Source organism: Halorarius litoreus (genome assembly GCF_024362405.1).
Taxonomy (GTDB): domain Archaea; phylum Halobacteriota; class Halobacteria; order Halobacteriales; family Haloarculaceae; genus Halorarius; species Halorarius litoreus.
Map to the genome: position 1 here is coordinate 454,433 of NZ_CP101454.1, position 14,912 is coordinate 469,344.

The 14,912-nt window shown below is 67.8% G+C and carries 22 protein-coding genes; 8 read left to right on the top strand and 14 right to left on the bottom strand.

What is annotated here, in order from left to right:
• Positions 1–237 precede the first annotated feature (237 nt).
• Positions 238–771 (bottom strand): inorganic diphosphatase, encoded by a 534-nt coding sequence (locus NL126_RS02395; protein WP_255197307.1) that lies wholly within the window; start codon positions 769–771, stop codon positions 238–240.
• A gap of 195 nt (positions 772–966) precedes the next feature.
• On the opposite strand from NL126_RS02395, the gene NL126_RS02400 reads away from it, so the two are divergent.
• Complete coding sequence (locus tag NL126_RS02400; RefSeq protein WP_255197308.1) at positions 967–1,326, top strand: PadR family transcriptional regulator; 360 nt, start codon at positions 967–969, stop codon at positions 1,324–1,326.
• Between the two features lie 39 nt (positions 1,327–1,365).
• On the opposite strand, the gene NL126_RS02405 is transcribed toward NL126_RS02400, so the two are convergent.
• Positions 1,366–1,908 carry a DUF7108 family protein gene (locus tag NL126_RS02405; protein WP_255197309.1) on the bottom strand — a complete coding sequence of 181 codons (543 nt, stop codon included), beginning with the start codon at positions 1,906–1,908 and terminating at the stop codon, positions 1,366–1,368.
• Positions 1,895–2,491 carry a ribonuclease HI gene (rnhA, locus tag NL126_RS02410; RefSeq protein ID WP_255197310.1) on the bottom strand — a complete coding sequence of 199 codons (597 nt, stop codon included), beginning with the start codon at positions 2,489–2,491 and terminating at the stop codon, positions 1,895–1,897. The genes NL126_RS02405 and rnhA overlap by 14 nt, the downstream gene beginning before the upstream one ends.
• A gap of 122 nt (positions 2,492–2,613) precedes the next feature.
• On the opposite strand from rnhA, the gene NL126_RS02415 reads away from it, so the two are divergent.
• From NL126_RS02415 to NL126_RS02435, 5 genes are all read left to right on the top strand, one after another.
• Positions 2,614–3,573 (top strand): transcription initiation factor IIB, encoded by a 960-nt coding sequence (locus tag NL126_RS02415; protein WP_255197311.1) that lies wholly within the window; start codon positions 2,614–2,616, stop codon positions 3,571–3,573.
• A 112-nt stretch (positions 3,574–3,685) separates the two neighbouring features.
• Entirely contained in the window at positions 3,686–3,982 is a 297-nt protein-coding gene (locus tag NL126_RS02420; RefSeq protein WP_255197312.1) for a DUF3303 family protein, read from the top strand.
• Between the two features lie 59 nt (positions 3,983–4,041).
• A complete protein-coding gene (nreA, locus tag NL126_RS02425) occupies positions 4,042–5,316 on the top strand; it encodes a DNA repair protein NreA (RefSeq protein ID WP_255197313.1) in 1,275 nt (424 codons plus the stop codon).
• Between the two features lie 22 nt (positions 5,317–5,338).
• A complete protein-coding gene (locus tag NL126_RS02430; RefSeq protein ID WP_255197314.1) occupies positions 5,339–5,578 on the top strand; it encodes a Sec-independent protein translocase subunit TatA/TatB in 240 nt (79 codons plus the stop codon).
• A gap of 26 nt (positions 5,579–5,604) precedes the next feature.
• Positions 5,605–5,841 carry a hypothetical protein gene (locus NL126_RS02435; protein ID WP_255197315.1) on the top strand — a complete coding sequence of 79 codons (237 nt, stop codon included), beginning with the start codon at positions 5,605–5,607 and terminating at the stop codon, positions 5,839–5,841.
• A gap of 6 nt (positions 5,842–5,847) precedes the next feature.
• Here the strand turns inward: NL126_RS02435 and NL126_RS02440 are convergent, their stop codons facing one another.
• Positions 5,848–6,912: a zinc-dependent alcohol dehydrogenase family protein gene (locus NL126_RS02440; protein WP_255197316.1), complete on the bottom strand. Its 1,065-nt coding sequence runs from the start codon at positions 6,910–6,912 to the stop codon at positions 5,848–5,850.
• A 124-nt stretch (positions 6,913–7,036) separates the two neighbouring features.
• Positions 7,037–7,483, bottom strand: coding sequence for a DUF302 domain-containing protein (locus NL126_RS02445; RefSeq protein ID WP_255197317.1), 447 nt, complete (start codon positions 7,481–7,483; stop codon positions 7,037–7,039).
• Positions 7,484–7,608: 125 nt separating this feature from the next.
• On the opposite strand from NL126_RS02445, the gene NL126_RS02450 reads away from it, so the two are divergent.
• Positions 7,609–8,496, top strand: coding sequence for an SDR family NAD(P)-dependent oxidoreductase (locus tag NL126_RS02450; RefSeq protein WP_255197318.1), 888 nt, complete (start codon positions 7,609–7,611; stop codon positions 8,494–8,496).
• 33 nt (positions 8,497–8,529) lie between these two features.
• Here the strand turns inward: NL126_RS02450 and NL126_RS02455 are convergent, their stop codons facing one another.
• The 9 genes from NL126_RS02455 to truD all read right to left on the bottom strand — a co-directional run bounded on the left by NL126_RS02455 (position 8,530) and on the right by truD (position 13,695).
• A complete protein-coding gene (locus NL126_RS02455; protein ID WP_255197319.1) occupies positions 8,530–9,192 on the bottom strand; it encodes a CPBP family glutamic-type intramembrane protease in 663 nt (220 codons plus the stop codon).
• A 9-nt stretch (positions 9,193–9,201) separates the two neighbouring features.
• Entirely contained in the window at positions 9,202–9,486 is a 285-nt protein-coding gene (locus NL126_RS02460; protein ID WP_255197320.1) for a DUF5789 family protein, read from the bottom strand.
• Positions 9,487–9,848: 362 nt separating this feature from the next.
• Positions 9,849–10,088: a KEOPS complex subunit Pcc1 gene (locus tag NL126_RS02465; protein ID WP_255197321.1), complete on the bottom strand. Its 240-nt coding sequence runs from the start codon at positions 10,086–10,088 to the stop codon at positions 9,849–9,851.
• Between the two features lie 18 nt (positions 10,089–10,106).
• The gene (locus NL126_RS02470; RefSeq protein ID WP_255197322.1) at positions 10,107–10,241 is read right to left on the bottom strand and encodes a DNA-directed RNA polymerase subunit P; all 135 of its coding nucleotides are present in this window, start codon (positions 10,239–10,241) and stop codon (positions 10,107–10,109) included.
• A gap of 3 nt (positions 10,242–10,244) precedes the next feature.
• Positions 10,245–10,517, bottom strand: coding sequence for a 50S ribosomal protein L37ae (locus tag NL126_RS02475; protein WP_255197323.1), 273 nt, complete (start codon positions 10,515–10,517; stop codon positions 10,245–10,247).
• Positions 10,518–10,552: 35 nt separating this feature from the next.
• Positions 10,553–10,762 carry a DUF7987 family protein gene (locus NL126_RS02480; protein WP_255197324.1) on the bottom strand — a complete coding sequence of 70 codons (210 nt, stop codon included), beginning with the start codon at positions 10,760–10,762 and terminating at the stop codon, positions 10,553–10,555.
• A 47-nt stretch (positions 10,763–10,809) separates the two neighbouring features.
• Positions 10,810–11,532 (bottom strand): DUF2103 domain-containing protein, encoded by a 723-nt coding sequence (locus tag NL126_RS02485; RefSeq protein ID WP_255197325.1) that lies wholly within the window; start codon positions 11,530–11,532, stop codon positions 10,810–10,812.
• Positions 11,533–11,575: 43 nt separating this feature from the next.
• On the bottom strand, positions 11,576–12,301 hold the full coding sequence (locus NL126_RS02490; protein WP_255197326.1) for a methyltransferase domain-containing protein: 726 nt from the start codon (positions 12,299–12,301) through the stop codon (positions 11,576–11,578).
• A gap of 56 nt (positions 12,302–12,357) precedes the next feature.
• Positions 12,358–13,695: a tRNA pseudouridine(13) synthase TruD gene (gene truD / locus NL126_RS02495; RefSeq protein WP_255197327.1), complete on the bottom strand. Its 1,338-nt coding sequence runs from the start codon at positions 13,693–13,695 to the stop codon at positions 12,358–12,360.
• 117 nt (positions 13,696–13,812) lie between these two features.
• Between truD and NL126_RS02500 the strand changes: the two genes are divergently transcribed.
• Positions 13,813–14,907, top strand: a complete 1,095-nt coding sequence (locus tag NL126_RS02500; protein WP_255197328.1) for an NADH:flavin oxidoreductase/NADH oxidase — start codon at positions 13,813–13,815, stop codon at positions 14,905–14,907.
• Positions 14,908–14,912 lie beyond the last annotated feature (5 nt).

The following is a 14,912-nucleotide window of genomic DNA, read 5'->3' on the forward strand; positions in this document are numbered from 1 at the left end:
ATCGGCAGACAGCGCGGGTGTGCGCGCCCGCAGCGGCGTGCGCGCGTCGCCCTCGCGGGTGCGCGTGAGGTGAAGTAGGTAGGTCCAGGTGGGGCACCGGGAAGGTGGGGTCTATGTGAGACACCGGGAAGGTGGTCCAGGTGAGACAACCGGAGCGCGCGAGCGAGTCGGAGACGAGTACACCAACAGTAGCTGGTCGGTCGCAGAACAACCAGAAACCGAGTATCGACCGATTCTCTACGAGAAGTTCTGCTCGTAGAGGTCCATCGCGTGCTCGATGGCGTCCATCGCGGCCTGCTTGTCCTCCCAGCCCTGCGTCTCGACTTCCTTGCCCGCCTCGAGGTTCTTGTACGTCTCGAAGAACTCCTCGATCTCGGCCTTCTTCTGGTCGGTGAGGTCGTCGACGTCCTCGACGTGGTCGTACCGGGGGTCCTCGATGGGGACGGCGATGACCTTGTCGTCCTGCTCGCCGTCGTCGTCCATCTTCATCATCGCGACCGGGCGGGCCTCGATGACACAGCCAGGGAACGTCTGGTCCTTCACGAGGACGAGCACGTCGAACGGGTCCTCGTCGTCGTAGTACGACCGCGGGATGAACCCGTAGTCGCTCGGGTAGTGGACGTTCGAGTGGAGGACGCGGTCGAGCACGACACCCGGGATGTCCTTGTCGTACTCGTACTTGTTGCGCTCGCCCTTCAGACACTCCACGACGGCGTAGATCTCTTCCGGCGGGTTCGGTCCCGTCTCGAGGTCTTCCCAGAGGTTCGTCATCGCGTGCCAGTGAGACGAGTAGCCAAAAACTACTTTCGGTATCGCCCTGTCGGAGTGTTACGTGGAGAGTACTCGGAGAGTGCGGAACGCGGAACAAGGTGCGATTCGAGTGCTCCCTGAGGAAGCTTCAACGTCCTATCGGCGGGTTGTAGCTACCTGCGAACTGTTAAATAGATACAAAACGTCTGAGTAACCATGTCAGAGGCAAAACCAATTTCGGGCACCCCGGGCATCGCGAGCGAACTAACTGCGTTCCAGCAGAACATCCTCACCATCCTCGCCGAGGAGGCGCGCTACGGGCTCGCAATCAAGCGCGAGCTCGAGGAGTACTACGGGAGCGAAGTGAACCACGGCCGGCTCTACCCCAACCTCGACGATCTCGTCGAGATGGGGCTGGTCGAGAAGAGCGAACTCGACAAGCGGACGAACCAGTACGCGCTGACCGACGACGGCGAGGCCGTGCTGCTCTCGCAGTTCCGCTGGGAGTTCTCGAAGTTCGTCGTCGACGACGATCGCGCGGGAGCTATCGAGGACCTCGTCGCAGAGCTTCAGTAATCGGGCACCGTTCTTCGTTTTTCCGCGCGTGAGCGACCGCTACGCCGCGCGTGCCGTCTGCTGTACGAGGTCGACCGACTCCTCGACGACCGCCCGCTGCTCGTCGGTCGGCCAGGCGTTGCGCGGGAAGTACTCCTCGACGAACTCGCGGACCTCGGCGGGCGTCGCCTGCTCGACGGGCTTCGCGTAGTGGTTGCTCATGAAGTCCGCGAAGGCGTGGGCCGTCCGCCCGTGGACCTCGCCGTGTTCCTCGGCGACTCGCTCGGCGACCGAGCGGTTGTGTCGCTCCACCGAGTCCCAGTCGTCGGCGTCACCGGGGCCGGACAGCGGTACCTCGATGCCGTCGTCCACGTCGTCGATGCGGTCGATCTGCACGGTTCCAGACTCGTCGAGCCAGTCGGCGGGATGCAACACGAGCACGTCGGCGGTGTCGTCCGAGCGGACGCGCGCCGTGTAGCCGTGGTCGGCGAGCAGGTCGTCCCGGCGCTCGCGGTGGGCGGCGGCCTCGTTCGGGTCGATCGCCTCGCGGGCGAGTCTCGTCAGTCGCTCCACCTCCGTGACGGTGTCGTCAGGTAGCGTCATCGAGTGCGTCGTTCGCTAGGTCGTCGGCGCGCTCGTTTATCTCCCGCGGAACGTGCTCGAGCGTCCAGTCGTCGAACGCCCGGAGGAGTTCGTGGACGCGAACCCGACGCTCGCGGAGGTCCGGGTCGTTCGTGTTCCACTCGCCGCGGACCTGTTTCACGATGAGTTCGGAGTCACCCCGCAGGTGAACCTCGTCGAAGCCGTAGTCGGCGGCGACCTCCAGCGCGAGAATCAGGGCCTCGTACTCCGCGCGGTTGTTGGTCATCGTTCCGAGTGCCGTCCCGCCCTCGGCGACGATGCCGTCGCCGGTGACGATGACGTAGCCCGCCGCGGACGGCCCCGGGTTCCCGCGGCACGCGCCGTCGAAGTAGACGTGGGCGCGGCCACCGCTGTCTCGAAGGAGGCCCACGAGGCGGGTCGGGTCCGCGCCCTGCACCACGACCTTTCCCTCGTAGGCGACGGCGGTCGCTCCCCCGTGCGAGGCGCGCCACAGCTCGTGGTCGGTGTTGCCCGACTCGACGGTGGCGCCCGCGGCCTCGAGTCGCTCGCGAGCCGCCGCCGGGTCGCACTCGATGACTGGCACGCCCGGACGTTCCGGACTCCCGGAGTTATCGCTTTCCATCGTCGTGACAGTCCCAGCCCGACTGCGGCGTCCGACACCCCCCTGTAGTTTTATTATCCATTCTTCCGTGAAATATAAACGACATGACACGCCCCGGCCGCCAGCGCGAGCGCACACAGGAGATCGACGGCGAGACGAACGAGACGGCGCAGACGCAGGCGTGTCCGGAGTGCAGCTCCACCGCCATCGTCAGCAGCGGCAGCGAACGCCTCTGTGACGACTGCGGGCTGGTCCTCGACGACCAGAACATCGACCGGGGGCCGGAGTGGCGCGCGTTCAACCACTCCGAGCGCCAGTCGAAGTCCCGCGTGGGCGCGCCGACCACGCAGACGATGCACGACAAGGGGCTCACCACGCAGATCGACTGGAAGAATCAGGACGCGTACGGTCGCTCGATCTCCTCGGAGAAACGCTCGCAGATGCACCGCCTCCGCAAGTGGCAGGAGCGCATCCGCACCAAGGACGCCGGCGAGCGCAACCTCCAGTTCGCACTCAGCGAGATCGACCGGATGTCTTCCGCGCTGGGCGTGCCGCGCTCGGTCCGCGAGGTCGCCTCCGTCATCTACCGACGTGCACTCAAAGAGGACCTCATCCGCGGCCGCTCTATCGAGGGCGTCGCCACCTCCGCGCTGTACGCCGCCTGCCGGCAGGAAGGCATCCCGCGGTCGCTGGAGGAGATCAGCGAGGTGTCGCGCGTCGAACGGAAGGAGATCGGTCGCACCTACCGCTACATCTCTCAGGAGCTCTCGCTGGAGATGGAGCCGGTCGACCCGAAGAAGTACGTCCCACGGTTCGCCTCCGAGCTCGACCTGGCCGAGGAAGTGCAGTCGAAGGCGAACCAGATCATCGACGAGACGGCCGAGAAGGGCCTCCTCTCCGGGAAGTCCCCGACGGGCTACGCCGCCGCGGCCATCTACGCCGCCTCGCTGCTCTGTAACCGGAAGCGAACCCAGCGCGAGGTGGCGGACGTCGCGCAGGTGACCGAGGTCACCATCCGGAATCGCTACCAGGAGCAGATCGAGGCGATGGGGATTCCGACGTAGCCGAACAGCAGGCGACGAGAGACGAATCGGGAGACGACGAAGGCCCGGGCAGCGACACGTGTTATCATCCAACACTATCGTTATGCTGTCTCGCGACCATACAGCAGCGACCATGTTGTTCCACGTGGCGCTGCGACACAGTCCGGAGCACTGCTGGGCGCGGGACGAACACGAGGGGAAGGCCAGCGAACTGGTCGCTCGCCTCGACGACGCCGAGGAGTCGTTCGGGGTGACGGTCCACAGTTCGTTCGTCGCACCCAACGAACACACGTTCTACCTCCTCCTCGAATCGGAGAGCTTCGAGGGGGTGACCGGCCTGCTCGGGCCCCCTCTGCTGCAAGACCACGCGGCCGACATCACGCCGGTGACGACGTTCGGCAGTGCGATGGAGACGCTCGAGGTGGAGTGACCATCACTTTCGCTCCGCTGCCGAACGGTTGAAGGCCGCCCGGGCCCGACACGGAGGCGATGCGGTTAGACGACTACCTCGACGGGTTCGAGCAGGACGAGCGGGCGGACCTGCGCAAGCTCGCCGAGGAGAAGTCGTACGCCATCACCGACCACCTCGAGTCGGTGCAGACGCGGTTCGACGAGACCCTCTCGGACGATACGCTCGTCGGCTCCACCTCGCCCTCCATCTTCGTCGGCCGGTCGAACTACCCGCGGGTGTCCACGGGCCTCCTCTCGCCCGTCGGTGACGAGGACCACGCCAGCGAGTACGTGACGAGCGGCGACTGGTACGCACAGGGGTTCTCCATCGACGACGTGTTCCAGAAGCGGACGGGGCTGCTCAACTCTACCCGGTCGGCGAACGTCGACGTGACCGACGTCTGGGACGGCTTCGTCGGCGTCCAGCGCGAGGTCGCCATCGCGGACCGCCCCGTGGACATCGAACTCGGGCTGGACGGCACCCCCGAGATGAGCCTCGAATCCTCCGTCGACGACGTGGGGGCACCCACCGGCCCGCGCGCGAAGGCCCGAAGCGCCGACCTGACCGAGAACCCGCACGTCCCCCGCGCCGTCGAGAAGACGCTCTCTGACGACGACTGGCAGGCCGAGGGCGCGATGACCTATCTCTACAGACGGGGATTCGACGTCTACGACATCGACGACATCCTCTCGGCGGGGGCGCTCGGGCAGGCGGGAAACCGGCGGCTCGTTCCAACCCGGTGGTCCATCACCGCAGTCGACGACACCATCGGGAAGTACCTCCGCGGGACCATCCGCAACGCCCCCTCCATCGACGAGGTGCGCGTCTACTACGACGAGTACGTCGGCAACCAGTACTGGGTGATTCTCGCACCCGGCAACTGGGAGTTCGAGCTCGTCGAGATGAAGGCGCCCGGGAGCATCTGGAACCCCGACGCCGAGGGCGACTACTACGTCGCCGCCGACCGCGAGGGGTACGAGGGCCGCACGGAGTACGTCGACGAGACGGCGGGTGCCTACTACGCCTCCCGGCTGGGCGTGCTCGAAGGGCTCGCCGACGAGGGGCGACAGGCGAAGGCGCTCGTCCTCAGACACGCCTCCGAGGAGTACTGGGCGCCGGTGGGGGTCTGGCAGATTCGCGAGTCGGTCCGCAACGCCGTCCAGGGCGAGTACGGCGAGGCCGAGACGTTCCACGACGCCGTGGCCGAACTCGCACCCCGGCTGCCCATCCCCTTCTCGCAGCTCCGCCGGAAGTCGAACCTCGTGGCCGGTGTGCAGTCGAGCCTCGCGGAGTTCGCGCGAAAAGAGCTATAATCGCAGCGACGCAGCCGCCGGTATGCTCGTACTCCAGATGGGCCTCCCCGGCGGTCCGGAACTGCTCATCATCTTCGTCATCATGCTGCTCGTCTTCGGCGTCCCGCTGGCGCTCGTCGCGAGCGGGGTGGTGCTCTACCGGCGCGGCTCGAACGACCGCGTCGAGGAGCTCGAAGCCCGCATCGAAGACCTGGAGTGGGAACTCGAACGCGAGCGCCGAAGTAACGCCGGTGACGCGGAAGACACCGATGACAACGACTAACCGACGGGCGCGCCCGGTTCGAACCGATGGTTCCGTTGCAGGTCCCCGGCGGCCCTGAGCTGCTCGTCGCCCTCCTCGTGCTGCTGCTCAACGTCGTCGTCATCGTCGCGTTCCTCGGCGGCCTCGGCTACTTCCTGCTCCGCATCCGGAGCGGCGGGAGCGTCGACGAACGGCTCGACCGCATCGAACGGAAGGTAGGCGGGCTGGAGGCCCGCGTCGAAGACCTCACAGAGCGGGTCGACGACCTCGAAAACCGGGAGTGAGGGGAGTCAGGCGAACTCCGTACAGACCGGGATCCCCAGCGTGTCGTAGTCGCTCATCGCCGCGAGCGTGTCCGGCACGTCGTCGAGCGTGATGGTCTCGGAGACGAGCTTCGTCGGGTCGATCTTCCCCGCCCGGATCATGTTCAGCATCTCGGGGTAGCGGGAGGGCTGGAGGCCGAGCGAGCCGACGAACTCGATCTCCTTCGCGACGAACTCGTCGGTCGGCAGCGGGACCATCCCAGCCTCGTCAGAGGTCGTGAGGCCGATCTGGACGTGTCGGCCACCCTTCCGGAGGCTGTTGACCGCGTTCTGGCACGTCGTGGCGATGCCGAGCGCGTCGACGCTCACGTCCGCACCACCGTCGGTCATGTCCCGGACCGCTTTGGCGGGGTCGTCGACCTGACTGGCGTCGACGGTGCCGACCGCGCCCAACTCCTCGGCTTTCTCCAGTTTCTCGGGCATCAGGTCGACCCCGATGACGTTCGCGCCGAGCGCGTCGGCGATGTGGATGGCCGAGAGACCGATGCCGCCACAGCCGTGGACGACGACGTCCTCGCCGTTGCCCACGTCGCCCTGGTGCGCCATCCCGTGGTACGAGGTCATGAACCGGCAGCCGATGCCGGCGGCGGTGTCCGTCGAGATGTCCGCGGGCAGCGGCACGGCGTTGATGTCCGCGTTCGGGATGTGCACCTCCTCGGCGAACGCGCCGGGCGCCTCGTTCATGAATCCGAGGCCGACGTGGTTCTCGCAGATGTTCTCCCGCCCGTTCCGGCAGAGCGTACACTTCCCGCACGCGAAGTTGAACGGGATGGCGATGGCGTCACCCTCCGTGACGTTCTCGACCTCCGAGCCGACCTCGACGACCGTCCCACAGGGCTCGTGGCCGAGGACGTGCGGCGGGTCCGGGCGGTAGCCGAACCAGTCCCAGTCACCCTGCCAGCAGTGCCAGTCGCTGCGGCAGACTCCACAGCCGTCCACACGGGCGACGACGCCGTGTGGCTCCGGCTCCGGGCGGTCGACTTCCTGTACCTCCAGCGGTTCCTGAAACGCCTCCAGTACAACTGCGCGCATGGCGGTACAACTGGCAACATTGACCCGGAAAAGTACAGGGAGCGTTGCCGACGGATAGCAGGCGATTACTCGCCGTACGGTCGGGTTTCAGCGAGTAATCGGTTACTACAGTGAGACGACTGACTCAGGCCGCGTCGAGGTTCGCCCACGCCGCTTCGACGAGTTCGCCGGTGTCGTCGACGATACCCTGCATCGTCTCGTCGTCGGGAGCCATCCCGACGAGTCGGGCGACCTTCATGATGGAGACGTGGTACACCGTCTGGACGCCGGGTTCCTCCTGCCAGATGACGACGTTACAGGGGAACAGCCCGCCCATTCGGTTGTCCGTGGCGTCGAGCGCGCGGTCGGCCATCGTCGGGTTGCACGCACCCAGCACGTAGTACGGGTCGCGGTCCGCGCCGATCTTCTCGTTGAGCATGTCCGACGGGGAGAACTCCGTCGCGACACCGAACCCTTCCTGGGTGAAGGCCTCGCGAACGTGCTCGATGGCTTCCTCGTGGTCCATGTGGAGGGTCGCCTCCTTCTCGCCGATGTCCTCGCTGTCGAGTGCGGTCGGGTCAATGGGTAACATTCGGTTCGGTAGAGGGCACACGGCGGCGAAAACCTTCCCCTCGTGGACGAGCCGTACGCACGCCCGTATCCGTCGATATTTGCCGATTTCAGGGGGCGTATCCCCCCGGTTCGAGACCACCGGATATGCTCGAGGATACGGTGTGTATCGTCTGCGGTGCGGGCGGGGGACTCGGCGAGGAGACGGCGGTGGCGATGGCCGACCACGGCGCGTCGGTGGTCGTCAACGACCTCGGCGTCGACGTCTCCGGCGAGGGGAGCGACGCCGAGCCAGCAGAGGAGACGGTCGAACGCATCGAGGACGCGGGCGGCGAGGCGATGGCGCACTTCGGGGACGTGACCGACCTCGACTACACCGAACGGCTGGTTCGGGAGACGGTCGACGAGTACGGCGCGGTCCACACGGTCGTCAACTTCGCGGGCATCCTCCGCGACAGCATGGTGTTCAACATGGACGAAGCCGAGTGGGACGCGGTCGTCGACGTCCACCTCAAGGGCCACTTCTCGCTCCTCCGCAACGTCTCGGCACACTGGCGCGAGCGGTACAAACAGGAGGGGTTCGACCGGCAGCGCTCGTTCGTCTGTGTGTCGAGTGGCGTCGCCGCCGGGAACCCCGGCCAGGCGAACTACTCGGCCGCGAAAGCGGGGACTCTGGGGCTGATGCGGACCGGCGCCCGCGAACTCCACCAGTACGACGTGCGGGTGAACGCGATGTGGCCGACCGCGCTCACCAGAATGACCGAAGACCTGCCCGCGATGGCCGGCGCGGACCCCGAGAGCATGGGCCCGCAGTTCGCGCCCGCAGTGCCCGTGTTCCTCGCCAGCGACGCCGCCGAGGACGTGACGGGCTGTACGCTCGGCATCGTGGGCGACAACGTCGCGTTCGTCTCCGACCCCGAGCGCGAGCGGTCGCTCGCTGCCGAGGGCGAGATGTGGACCGCCGAGGCCCTGGCCGACCGGTGGGACGAACTGTCGGAGGGGTTCGAGACCACCAAGCTGGCCCCGGGGTGGTAGGCGGTCGGTCCAGCGGGCTGGTGGGCGGTCGTCTCAGAGGGGCAGCGGCAGCCACTGGAGCCAACCGATGACCGTCTCCGGCGGGATGAGCGGGTCGTGAAGCACGAGCCAGTCGAGCAGCATGAGGCCGAACCCGTGGGCTACAATGGATGGAAGAATCGAGTTCGACTCGTAGTCGACCAGCCCGAAGAGCACGTCCGTCGGCCCCGAAAGGAGGAGTTCGATCGGTGGCTTCCCGATGTGGTGGAAGGCGTAGATGATGGGGCTGATGAACGCGGCCTTCCGGCCGACCTCCCGCACGCCGACACAGAGCAGCCCTCGATAGTAGGTCTCGGCGGCGACGACGACGGCGAGCTGTTTCAGTGAGTGCGTCCAGAAGGTGTCGAGCGAGCCACCCCACATCGGGTAGAACGCCCGGACCGAGGGGAGCGACGAGCCGACGATGTAGAAGGGGGCGACGAACGCCGCGAGCAGCAGCGTGTTTCGGAGCGCGAGCCGGTCCACGCGCCAGCCGAGCTGTCGGCCGTGTGTGACCGCCAGAATCGCGGGGACGGTGACGTAGAGGACTGCGTCCTTCAGCATCCGTTCCTCGAGGCCGCTAGGGTGCCAGAGGCTCCAGACGGCGGCGAGTCCGAGGCCGACGAGGAGCGCCCGCTGGACCCAGCTGACCCGCGAGAGCGAGGAGCGGACGGACACGACGGCCCTCTACTCGGTCGGGACGGGGCCGGTGCCGACGACCGCGCGGACCGCGGCCTCGAAGTCCTGGCGCGTCGGGAAGTACGTCTCGTCGGACTCGTCGAGCACGTCACCGAGGTCCTGCGGGCCGTCGGGCGTGCGGATGGTCGTGTCGCCCTCGCGGCGGACGACCTCGCTCTTCTCGATGCCGAAGTGGAGCCGCGAGGTGACCCGCGAGAGCGGCGCCCCCTCGACGGACTCTCCCTCGCCCAGTTCGACGACGGGCCCGGAGTCCTCTTCTTCTTCGTCTGCCATACCCCTCGATTCCGGCTACCGGTGGTTAATCCTTGCGAACCGGCTAGGAGATGTGGACTGACGGGCGTTCGGTGGTGATAGCAAGACCGCGAACACCTCGAAAGCCCCGACGCGCTACGGTCGCGCGGCTCGCTGCGCTCCTCGCTCGGCTTCGCCTCGCTGTGGTGCTTGCGTCGCCGTGCTTCCCGTAGCGCGTCGCCCCTTTCAGTCCCACCCGCACCGACTGACCAATCGAGCGTCGCGGGTGAGACTGAAAGGGGCCGGTCGCTCGTCGGCTCCCCGGCGAGTCGCGGAGTCACGAGCGACCGGGGGCTTTCGAGGTACTATCAGCCCATTGCGTCGATTCGACAACCTGCCCCCACTTACGCCACACCCGTGACCCGCTCGGCCACTTCGACGAGCGTGCTCCACGTGTTGATGCCCGCCCGAAGCGCTACGAGGTCGTCGGCGTCGACGTGGACGGTCAGCTCTGTGGCGTCGAGAGAGAGCGAGGCGGTGGTCCGGTCGCCGTCGATCTCGCCGAGTTCCTGGCGGACGCTCCGCTCGACGAGTGAAGCGATGTCGACAGAATCGTAGGTGAAGACGAGGTCCGCGGTGTGCATCGTCGGCCCGTCGCCGGGCTACTCCACGTCGATGGTCTTGATGTCGCGGCTCCGCTCCTTCAGCAGGACGCGGTGACCGCAGTACGGACAGCGGACGCCGCCGTACTCGTCCAGTTCGACGTCGCGCTTACAGCGGGAGCACTTGTAGCTCATGCGTTACTCGTCGTCGCCGAGGGCGGCGCGGAGCGACCGCCGAACGGTGCGCCCGGCAGGCGTCTCCGGTCGGTAGGTGCCGCCGGCGTACTTGTAGTCACAGTAGCCACACTGCCAGATGGCGGTGCCCTTTCGCTCGACGCGCGCCTTCCCGCAGGCGGGGCAAGTGTGGTCAGCGTTCGTGTCCTCCTCGATCTCAGCGACGCGGCGGCGGGCCACACGGCCGTAGCGTGCCCCGAACCGACCGGCGCTCCCGGTCGTACCCTTCTTGGCCATAGTAACGGCAAATCCGCCCCTCGGAGGGATAAACCCTACGAGATTCGTCCGCCCGACCCCTCGACGTAGCCGAGCCACAGCGACGGCAGGACGACCCCCACCCCGACGAGGATGGCCCAGAACAGCCAGTACGGGTACTCGACGCCGAGCGGGACGCCCGCGATTCCAGCGAGCGGCGGGGCGAACGCCAGCAGGAGGGCGGCGGCGATACACACGAGGATAATGCGGTTCTCGCGGGAGCCCATGGCGGCGTGTGTCGTCGCAGGCGCAAAACTCCGGCGACGACCCTCCGCTAGTCCTGCAGGTCGGCTTCCTTCAGCGCCTCGTTCAGGTCCGCACGAACGTGCTCGCCGAGTTCCCGGTCGCTCGCTGTCGTCACTACCCGGTTCTCCTGGACGCTGGAGCCGTCGCGCACGAGCAGCCGAACGTTGCCGTTCTCGTCGGCGCGGGTGGCCTTCGCCCGCACCCCCGACCGGCTCCCCGACCCCCCGGCGTCGATTGGCCCCGGGATGATCTTCTTCACGTGTGGGTGGCCGCCGACGGCTTCGATGGCGCGCATCCCGGCTCGGTTGCCGATGAGCGTCGAGTGGCTCCCGCCGAGTTTTGCGAGGGGGGCTTTCTGGACGACCTCCAGGGGGGCGTCACCCCGACGCCGGAAGACGGCCTCGACCGGGTCGTCGTCCGCCACGCGATACAGTGGGTAGTGGAGTTCGGCGCGCACCGCCTGCAGCACGTCGCGGTCGCCCGCGGCGTACACCTCCTCGGGGCGTTTCCGATGTGTTTCGTCGGCGACGAGTCCCGCGAAGTTGCGCAACTCGATGGGTTCGCGCTCGGGGTCGTCCTCCGGGCGCGTCGTGATCTCGCGTTCGGCGACGACATCCTCGTCAGCCACGCAGGTCACCGTCGCGCGGTCGCGGTCGAGGTCGAGGACGACGACCTCCGTGTTCGGGGTGTGGCACGTGAGACAGTAGTCGCCGGGCCGCTCCAGCGAGGTCGCACACGTGCCACAGTTCATACCCGCGAGAAGGCAGTCGCGGCGGATAAGCGGGGCGGTTCGGCTACTCCTTTCGCAACTCCGCGTAGTACTGCGCCCCGTCGTCGGCCTCGACCACGTCGACGAGCTCCCACACGGTCGGCTCGATGACTTCTCGAAGCTCCTCTGGCGAGACCATCAGGTAGTCGAACCACAGCGTCGCGTGCCGCTTGTACCGGACGCGAATCCGTAACGCACCCGGCAATCTCCCTCGTTCACGGTTGAACTCGTGGTACGCGAGGTGGTCGGGGTCGTCCGTGGCGTGGACGTCGCGCGTCTCGGCGAGGATGCGCGCGTCGGCGCTCGTCACGGCTGCGAGCCCGCCGAGGATGCGGGGTGCGGTCGTCCGGGTGCCGACGAGCCCGAAGTTGTTCCCACCCATGACGACCGTGTCGAACGTGCCGGCGTCGAGGTCGCGCACGTCCGCCACGTCACACTGGCGGGCGTCGACGCCGCGCTCGCTGGAGACCTCGACGGCACCCGGGGAGTCGTCGATACCGACCACGTCGTGCCCCCGTTCCTGCAGGTACAGCGCGTGCCGACCCGCGCCACAGCCCACGTCGAGGACCCGACCCTCGGCGCGCTCCAGAGCGGTGCGCTCGTGGTCGCCCCACTCGTCGGGGTCGGAGAAGTACAGCGCCGGAGTTCCAGGCGGACCGACGAAGCCGTCGTCGCGTTCGACGACCTCGAAGCTCTCGCCGGTCTCGTGGTACGCGCGCAGCGCTTCCCCGTAGGCGTCGTCGTGGGGCATCGCCCCCGACTTGCAGGAGGGGGGCAAAGAGGTTCGGGTGGGCGTGCCAACGCCTGTCAGGTCAGGTCGGTCGGCGCCGTCTTCAGGTACTCGCGAAGGATGGTCGTCGCGTAGCTCCCCTTCGGGAGCGCGAAGGAGAACGTCAACGGGTTGCGTGCGACGCCCATCTCCGTACGCACGAGAATCGCCCGCCGTGTCCCCGTCGAGTGGAACGCGCCCGGGAGGTCGAAGTCCTCGGGTGCGAGGTCCATGTCGTCGAGCACTGCCCGCTCGATGTCGCCCACCTCGCCGTCGCCCAGTTCGCTCTCGGTGCCGACGAGCGGCACGGTGACGAACGCCCGCCCGCGTTCGAGGTGTCGGTTGACGGTGTCCACGCGCCCCTCGTCGACTCGCTGGAGCCGGCTCGTGTCCGGGAGTTCCAGCCCCTCGGGCGCGTCTCTGTCGGCGAAACACACCACGTCGCCCGCGACGGCCTCGTGGAACGGCAGCCCCCGTTCGAGACGCTCCGAGAGCATCCGGTTGTACGCGTACGACTGCACGGCGTTCACGAGCATCGACTGGAGGTTCGTGGGGAACCGTTCGAGCGCCTCGCGGAAGTGGTCGGGCTCGGTGCCGCCGTTCTCGGCGAGCGCGGAGAGGAGCGACCGCTCGTAGCGGAGCCGCCCCGGGAGGCGCTCGACGAACTCGCTCCAGGCGCGCTCGCCCCAGCGGTCGTCGAGCTCCTCGCGCACCCGATAGGAGTCCTCGCGCTCGGCGTCGGTGCGCGTACAGACGTACGTCTTCACGGCTTCCTCCCACTCGCCGCGGACGATGTCGAGCCCCGTCGCGTGCGTGACGGGCCGCTGGCTCCCGAACCGCTGGGGGCCGAAGAAGTTCGGCACACCGATCTTCTCGGTCGTCCCCGAAAAGTCGCGGAGCGCGTCGGTCACCGCGTCGGCGTGCTCGGGGTGGTCGGCCTCCCGAACGATGACCTCGAAGGCGTTGCCCGCGAGGTCACCGAACAGCACGGGACGTCCAGCCCGTCCAAGCACTTCGACGTCGGCCTCGTCGACGGTCGGCACGTCCTCGGGGGCGACCCCTTTCACCGAGAACAGCTGGGTCGTCACCGCGCGCTTGTCCTTCGTGCCGGCCCACGAGACGCGCTCGCGGGAGATGCCCAGCTTCTTCGACATCGCATCGGCGAAGTCGTTCGTGTCCCAGTTCTTCAGCTCGGCGCGGAACACGACGTGCGGGTAGGATCCGGGGTCGGCATCGAGCGGCTCGACGTCGAACGCCTCCAGCTCGCGAACCCGGAAGTCCGCTGCAGTGGTCTTGAGCCGCCCGCCGACGCCGTCGGCGTCGCTCACGTACCAGTCGACGCCGACCGCCTGCTCGTCGGGGTGGGCCTCGCGCATTGCCGTTGTGTGGTCGACCGATTCGTATAGCGCTCCCGGTTCGGGCGCCCGCTCGACTACCGGCAACCCCGGTCCACCACCGCCGAGCCTTTTCCCGCCACCCCCGTCCCCCCGACAATGCCCGGACTCTTCGACCCGCTCGAACTCAGAGAGACGGAGATACGGAACCGCGTGATGGTCTCGCCGATGTGCCAGTATTCGTGCGAGGCGGAGGACGGCCTCGCCACGCAGTGGCACCACGTCCACCTCGGCTCGCGCGCCATCGGCGGCGCAGGCATCGTGATGAGCGAGGCGACGGCCGTCGCCCCTGAAGGACGTATCTCGCCGCAGGACCTCGGCATCTGGAGCGACGCGCACGCCGACGCGCTGCGCGACACGACCGCCTTCATCCGCGGGCAGGGCGCGACCCCCGCCATCCAGCTCGCGCACGCCGGTCGAAAGGCCTCCACCCGTCGGCCCTCGGACGGCGGCGACCCCATCCATCCAGCGGACGACGACGGCGACTCGGGGTGGACGCCGGTCGGCCCCACGACCGAACCGTACCCCCACGACGACCCCCTGGAGGTCGAGGCGCTCGACCAGGCGGGCGTCGAGAGCGTCGTCGACGCCTTCCGCGCCGCGGCCGAGCGCGCGCTCGACGCTGGGTTCGAGATCGCCGAGGTCCACGCCGCCCACGGCTACCTCCTCCACGAGTTCTATTCCCCTATCGCGAACACCCGCGAGGACGACTGGGGCGGCGACTTCGAGGGGCGCACGCGGCTCGTCCGCGAGGTCACCAGGACGGTTCGGGAGGTGTGGCCCGACGAGAAGCCGGTGTTCGTCCGCATCTCGGCGACCGACTGGATGGACGACGGCTGGACCGTCGAGGACAGCGCACGGCTCGCGCCGCTGCTGGCCGACGACGGCGCGGACCTCATCGACGTCTCCGCGGGGGGCATCCACCGCGACCAGCAGGTGCCGGACATCGGCCCGCACTATCAGGTCCCCTACGCTGAGCGACTGGTCGAAGCACTCGTCGACAGCGACTGTGCCGTCGGCGCGGTCGGCGGCATCACCACCCCGGAGGGCGCCGACGAGGTCGTTCGCAACGGCCGCGCCGACGTGGCCATCCTCGCGCGTGAACACCTGCGTGACCCGTACTTCACGCTCCACGCGGCAGAGGCGCTAGACGAGGAGGGGCCCGTCCCACGACAGTACCGCCGCGGGTTCTGACGAAG

Coding starts and splice junctions, on each gene's coding strand:
- NL126_RS02475 (WP_255197323.1), bottom strand. CDS start 10,517: ATGGCCAAGAAGGGTACGACCGGGAGCGCCGGTCGGTTCGGGGCACGC.
- NL126_RS02400 (WP_255197308.1), top strand. CDS start 967: ATGTCAGAGGCAAAACCAATTTCGGGCACCCCGGGCATCGCGAGCGAA.
- NL126_RS02490 (WP_255197326.1), bottom strand. CDS start 12,301: ATGCCCCACGACGACGCCTACGGGGAAGCGCTGCGCGCGTACCACGAG.
- NL126_RS02405 (WP_255197309.1), bottom strand. CDS start 1,908: ATGACGCTACCTGACGACACCGTCACGGAGGTGGAGCGACTGACGAGA.
- NL126_RS02450 (WP_255197318.1), top strand. CDS start 7,609: ATGCTCGAGGATACGGTGTGTATCGTCTGCGGTGCGGGCGGGGGACTC.
- NL126_RS02460 (WP_255197320.1), bottom strand. CDS start 9,486: ATGGCAGACGAAGAAGAAGAGGACTCCGGGCCCGTCGTCGAACTGGGC.
- NL126_RS02430 (WP_255197314.1), top strand. CDS start 5,339: ATGCTCGTACTCCAGATGGGCCTCCCCGGCGGTCCGGAACTGCTCATC.
- NL126_RS02470 (WP_255197322.1), bottom strand. CDS start 10,241: ATGAGCTACAAGTGCTCCCGCTGTAAGCGCGACGTCGAACTGGACGAG.
- NL126_RS02480 (WP_255197324.1), bottom strand. CDS start 10,762: ATGGGCTCCCGCGAGAACCGCATTATCCTCGTGTGTATCGCCGCCGCC.
- NL126_RS02485 (WP_255197325.1), bottom strand. CDS start 11,532: ATGAACTGTGGCACGTGTGCGACCTCGCTGGAGCGGCCCGGCGACTAC.
- NL126_RS02435 (WP_255197315.1), top strand. CDS start 5,605: ATGGTTCCGTTGCAGGTCCCCGGCGGCCCTGAGCTGCTCGTCGCCCTC.
- NL126_RS02420 (WP_255197312.1), top strand. CDS start 3,686: ATGTTGTTCCACGTGGCGCTGCGACACAGTCCGGAGCACTGCTGGGCG.
- NL126_RS02415 (WP_255197311.1), top strand. CDS start 2,614: ATGACACGCCCCGGCCGCCAGCGCGAGCGCACACAGGAGATCGACGGC.
- NL126_RS02440 (WP_255197316.1), bottom strand. CDS start 6,912: ATGCGCGCAGTTGTACTGGAGGCGTTTCAGGAACCGCTGGAGGTACAG.
- NL126_RS02445 (WP_255197317.1), bottom strand. CDS start 7,483: ATGTTACCCATTGACCCGACCGCACTCGACAGCGAGGACATCGGCGAG.
- NL126_RS02500 (WP_255197328.1), top strand. CDS start 13,813: ATGCCCGGACTCTTCGACCCGCTCGAACTCAGAGAGACGGAGATACGG.
- NL126_RS02395 (WP_255197307.1), bottom strand. CDS start 771: ATGACGAACCTCTGGGAAGACCTCGAGACGGGACCGAACCCGCCGGAA.
- nreA (WP_255197313.1), top strand. CDS start 4,042: ATGCGGTTAGACGACTACCTCGACGGGTTCGAGCAGGACGAGCGGGCG.
- truD (WP_255197327.1), bottom strand. CDS start 13,695: ATGCGCGAGGCCCACCCCGACGAGCAGGCGGTCGGCGTCGACTGGTAC.
- NL126_RS02465 (WP_255197321.1), bottom strand. CDS start 10,088: ATGCACACCGCGGACCTCGTCTTCACCTACGATTCTGTCGACATCGCT.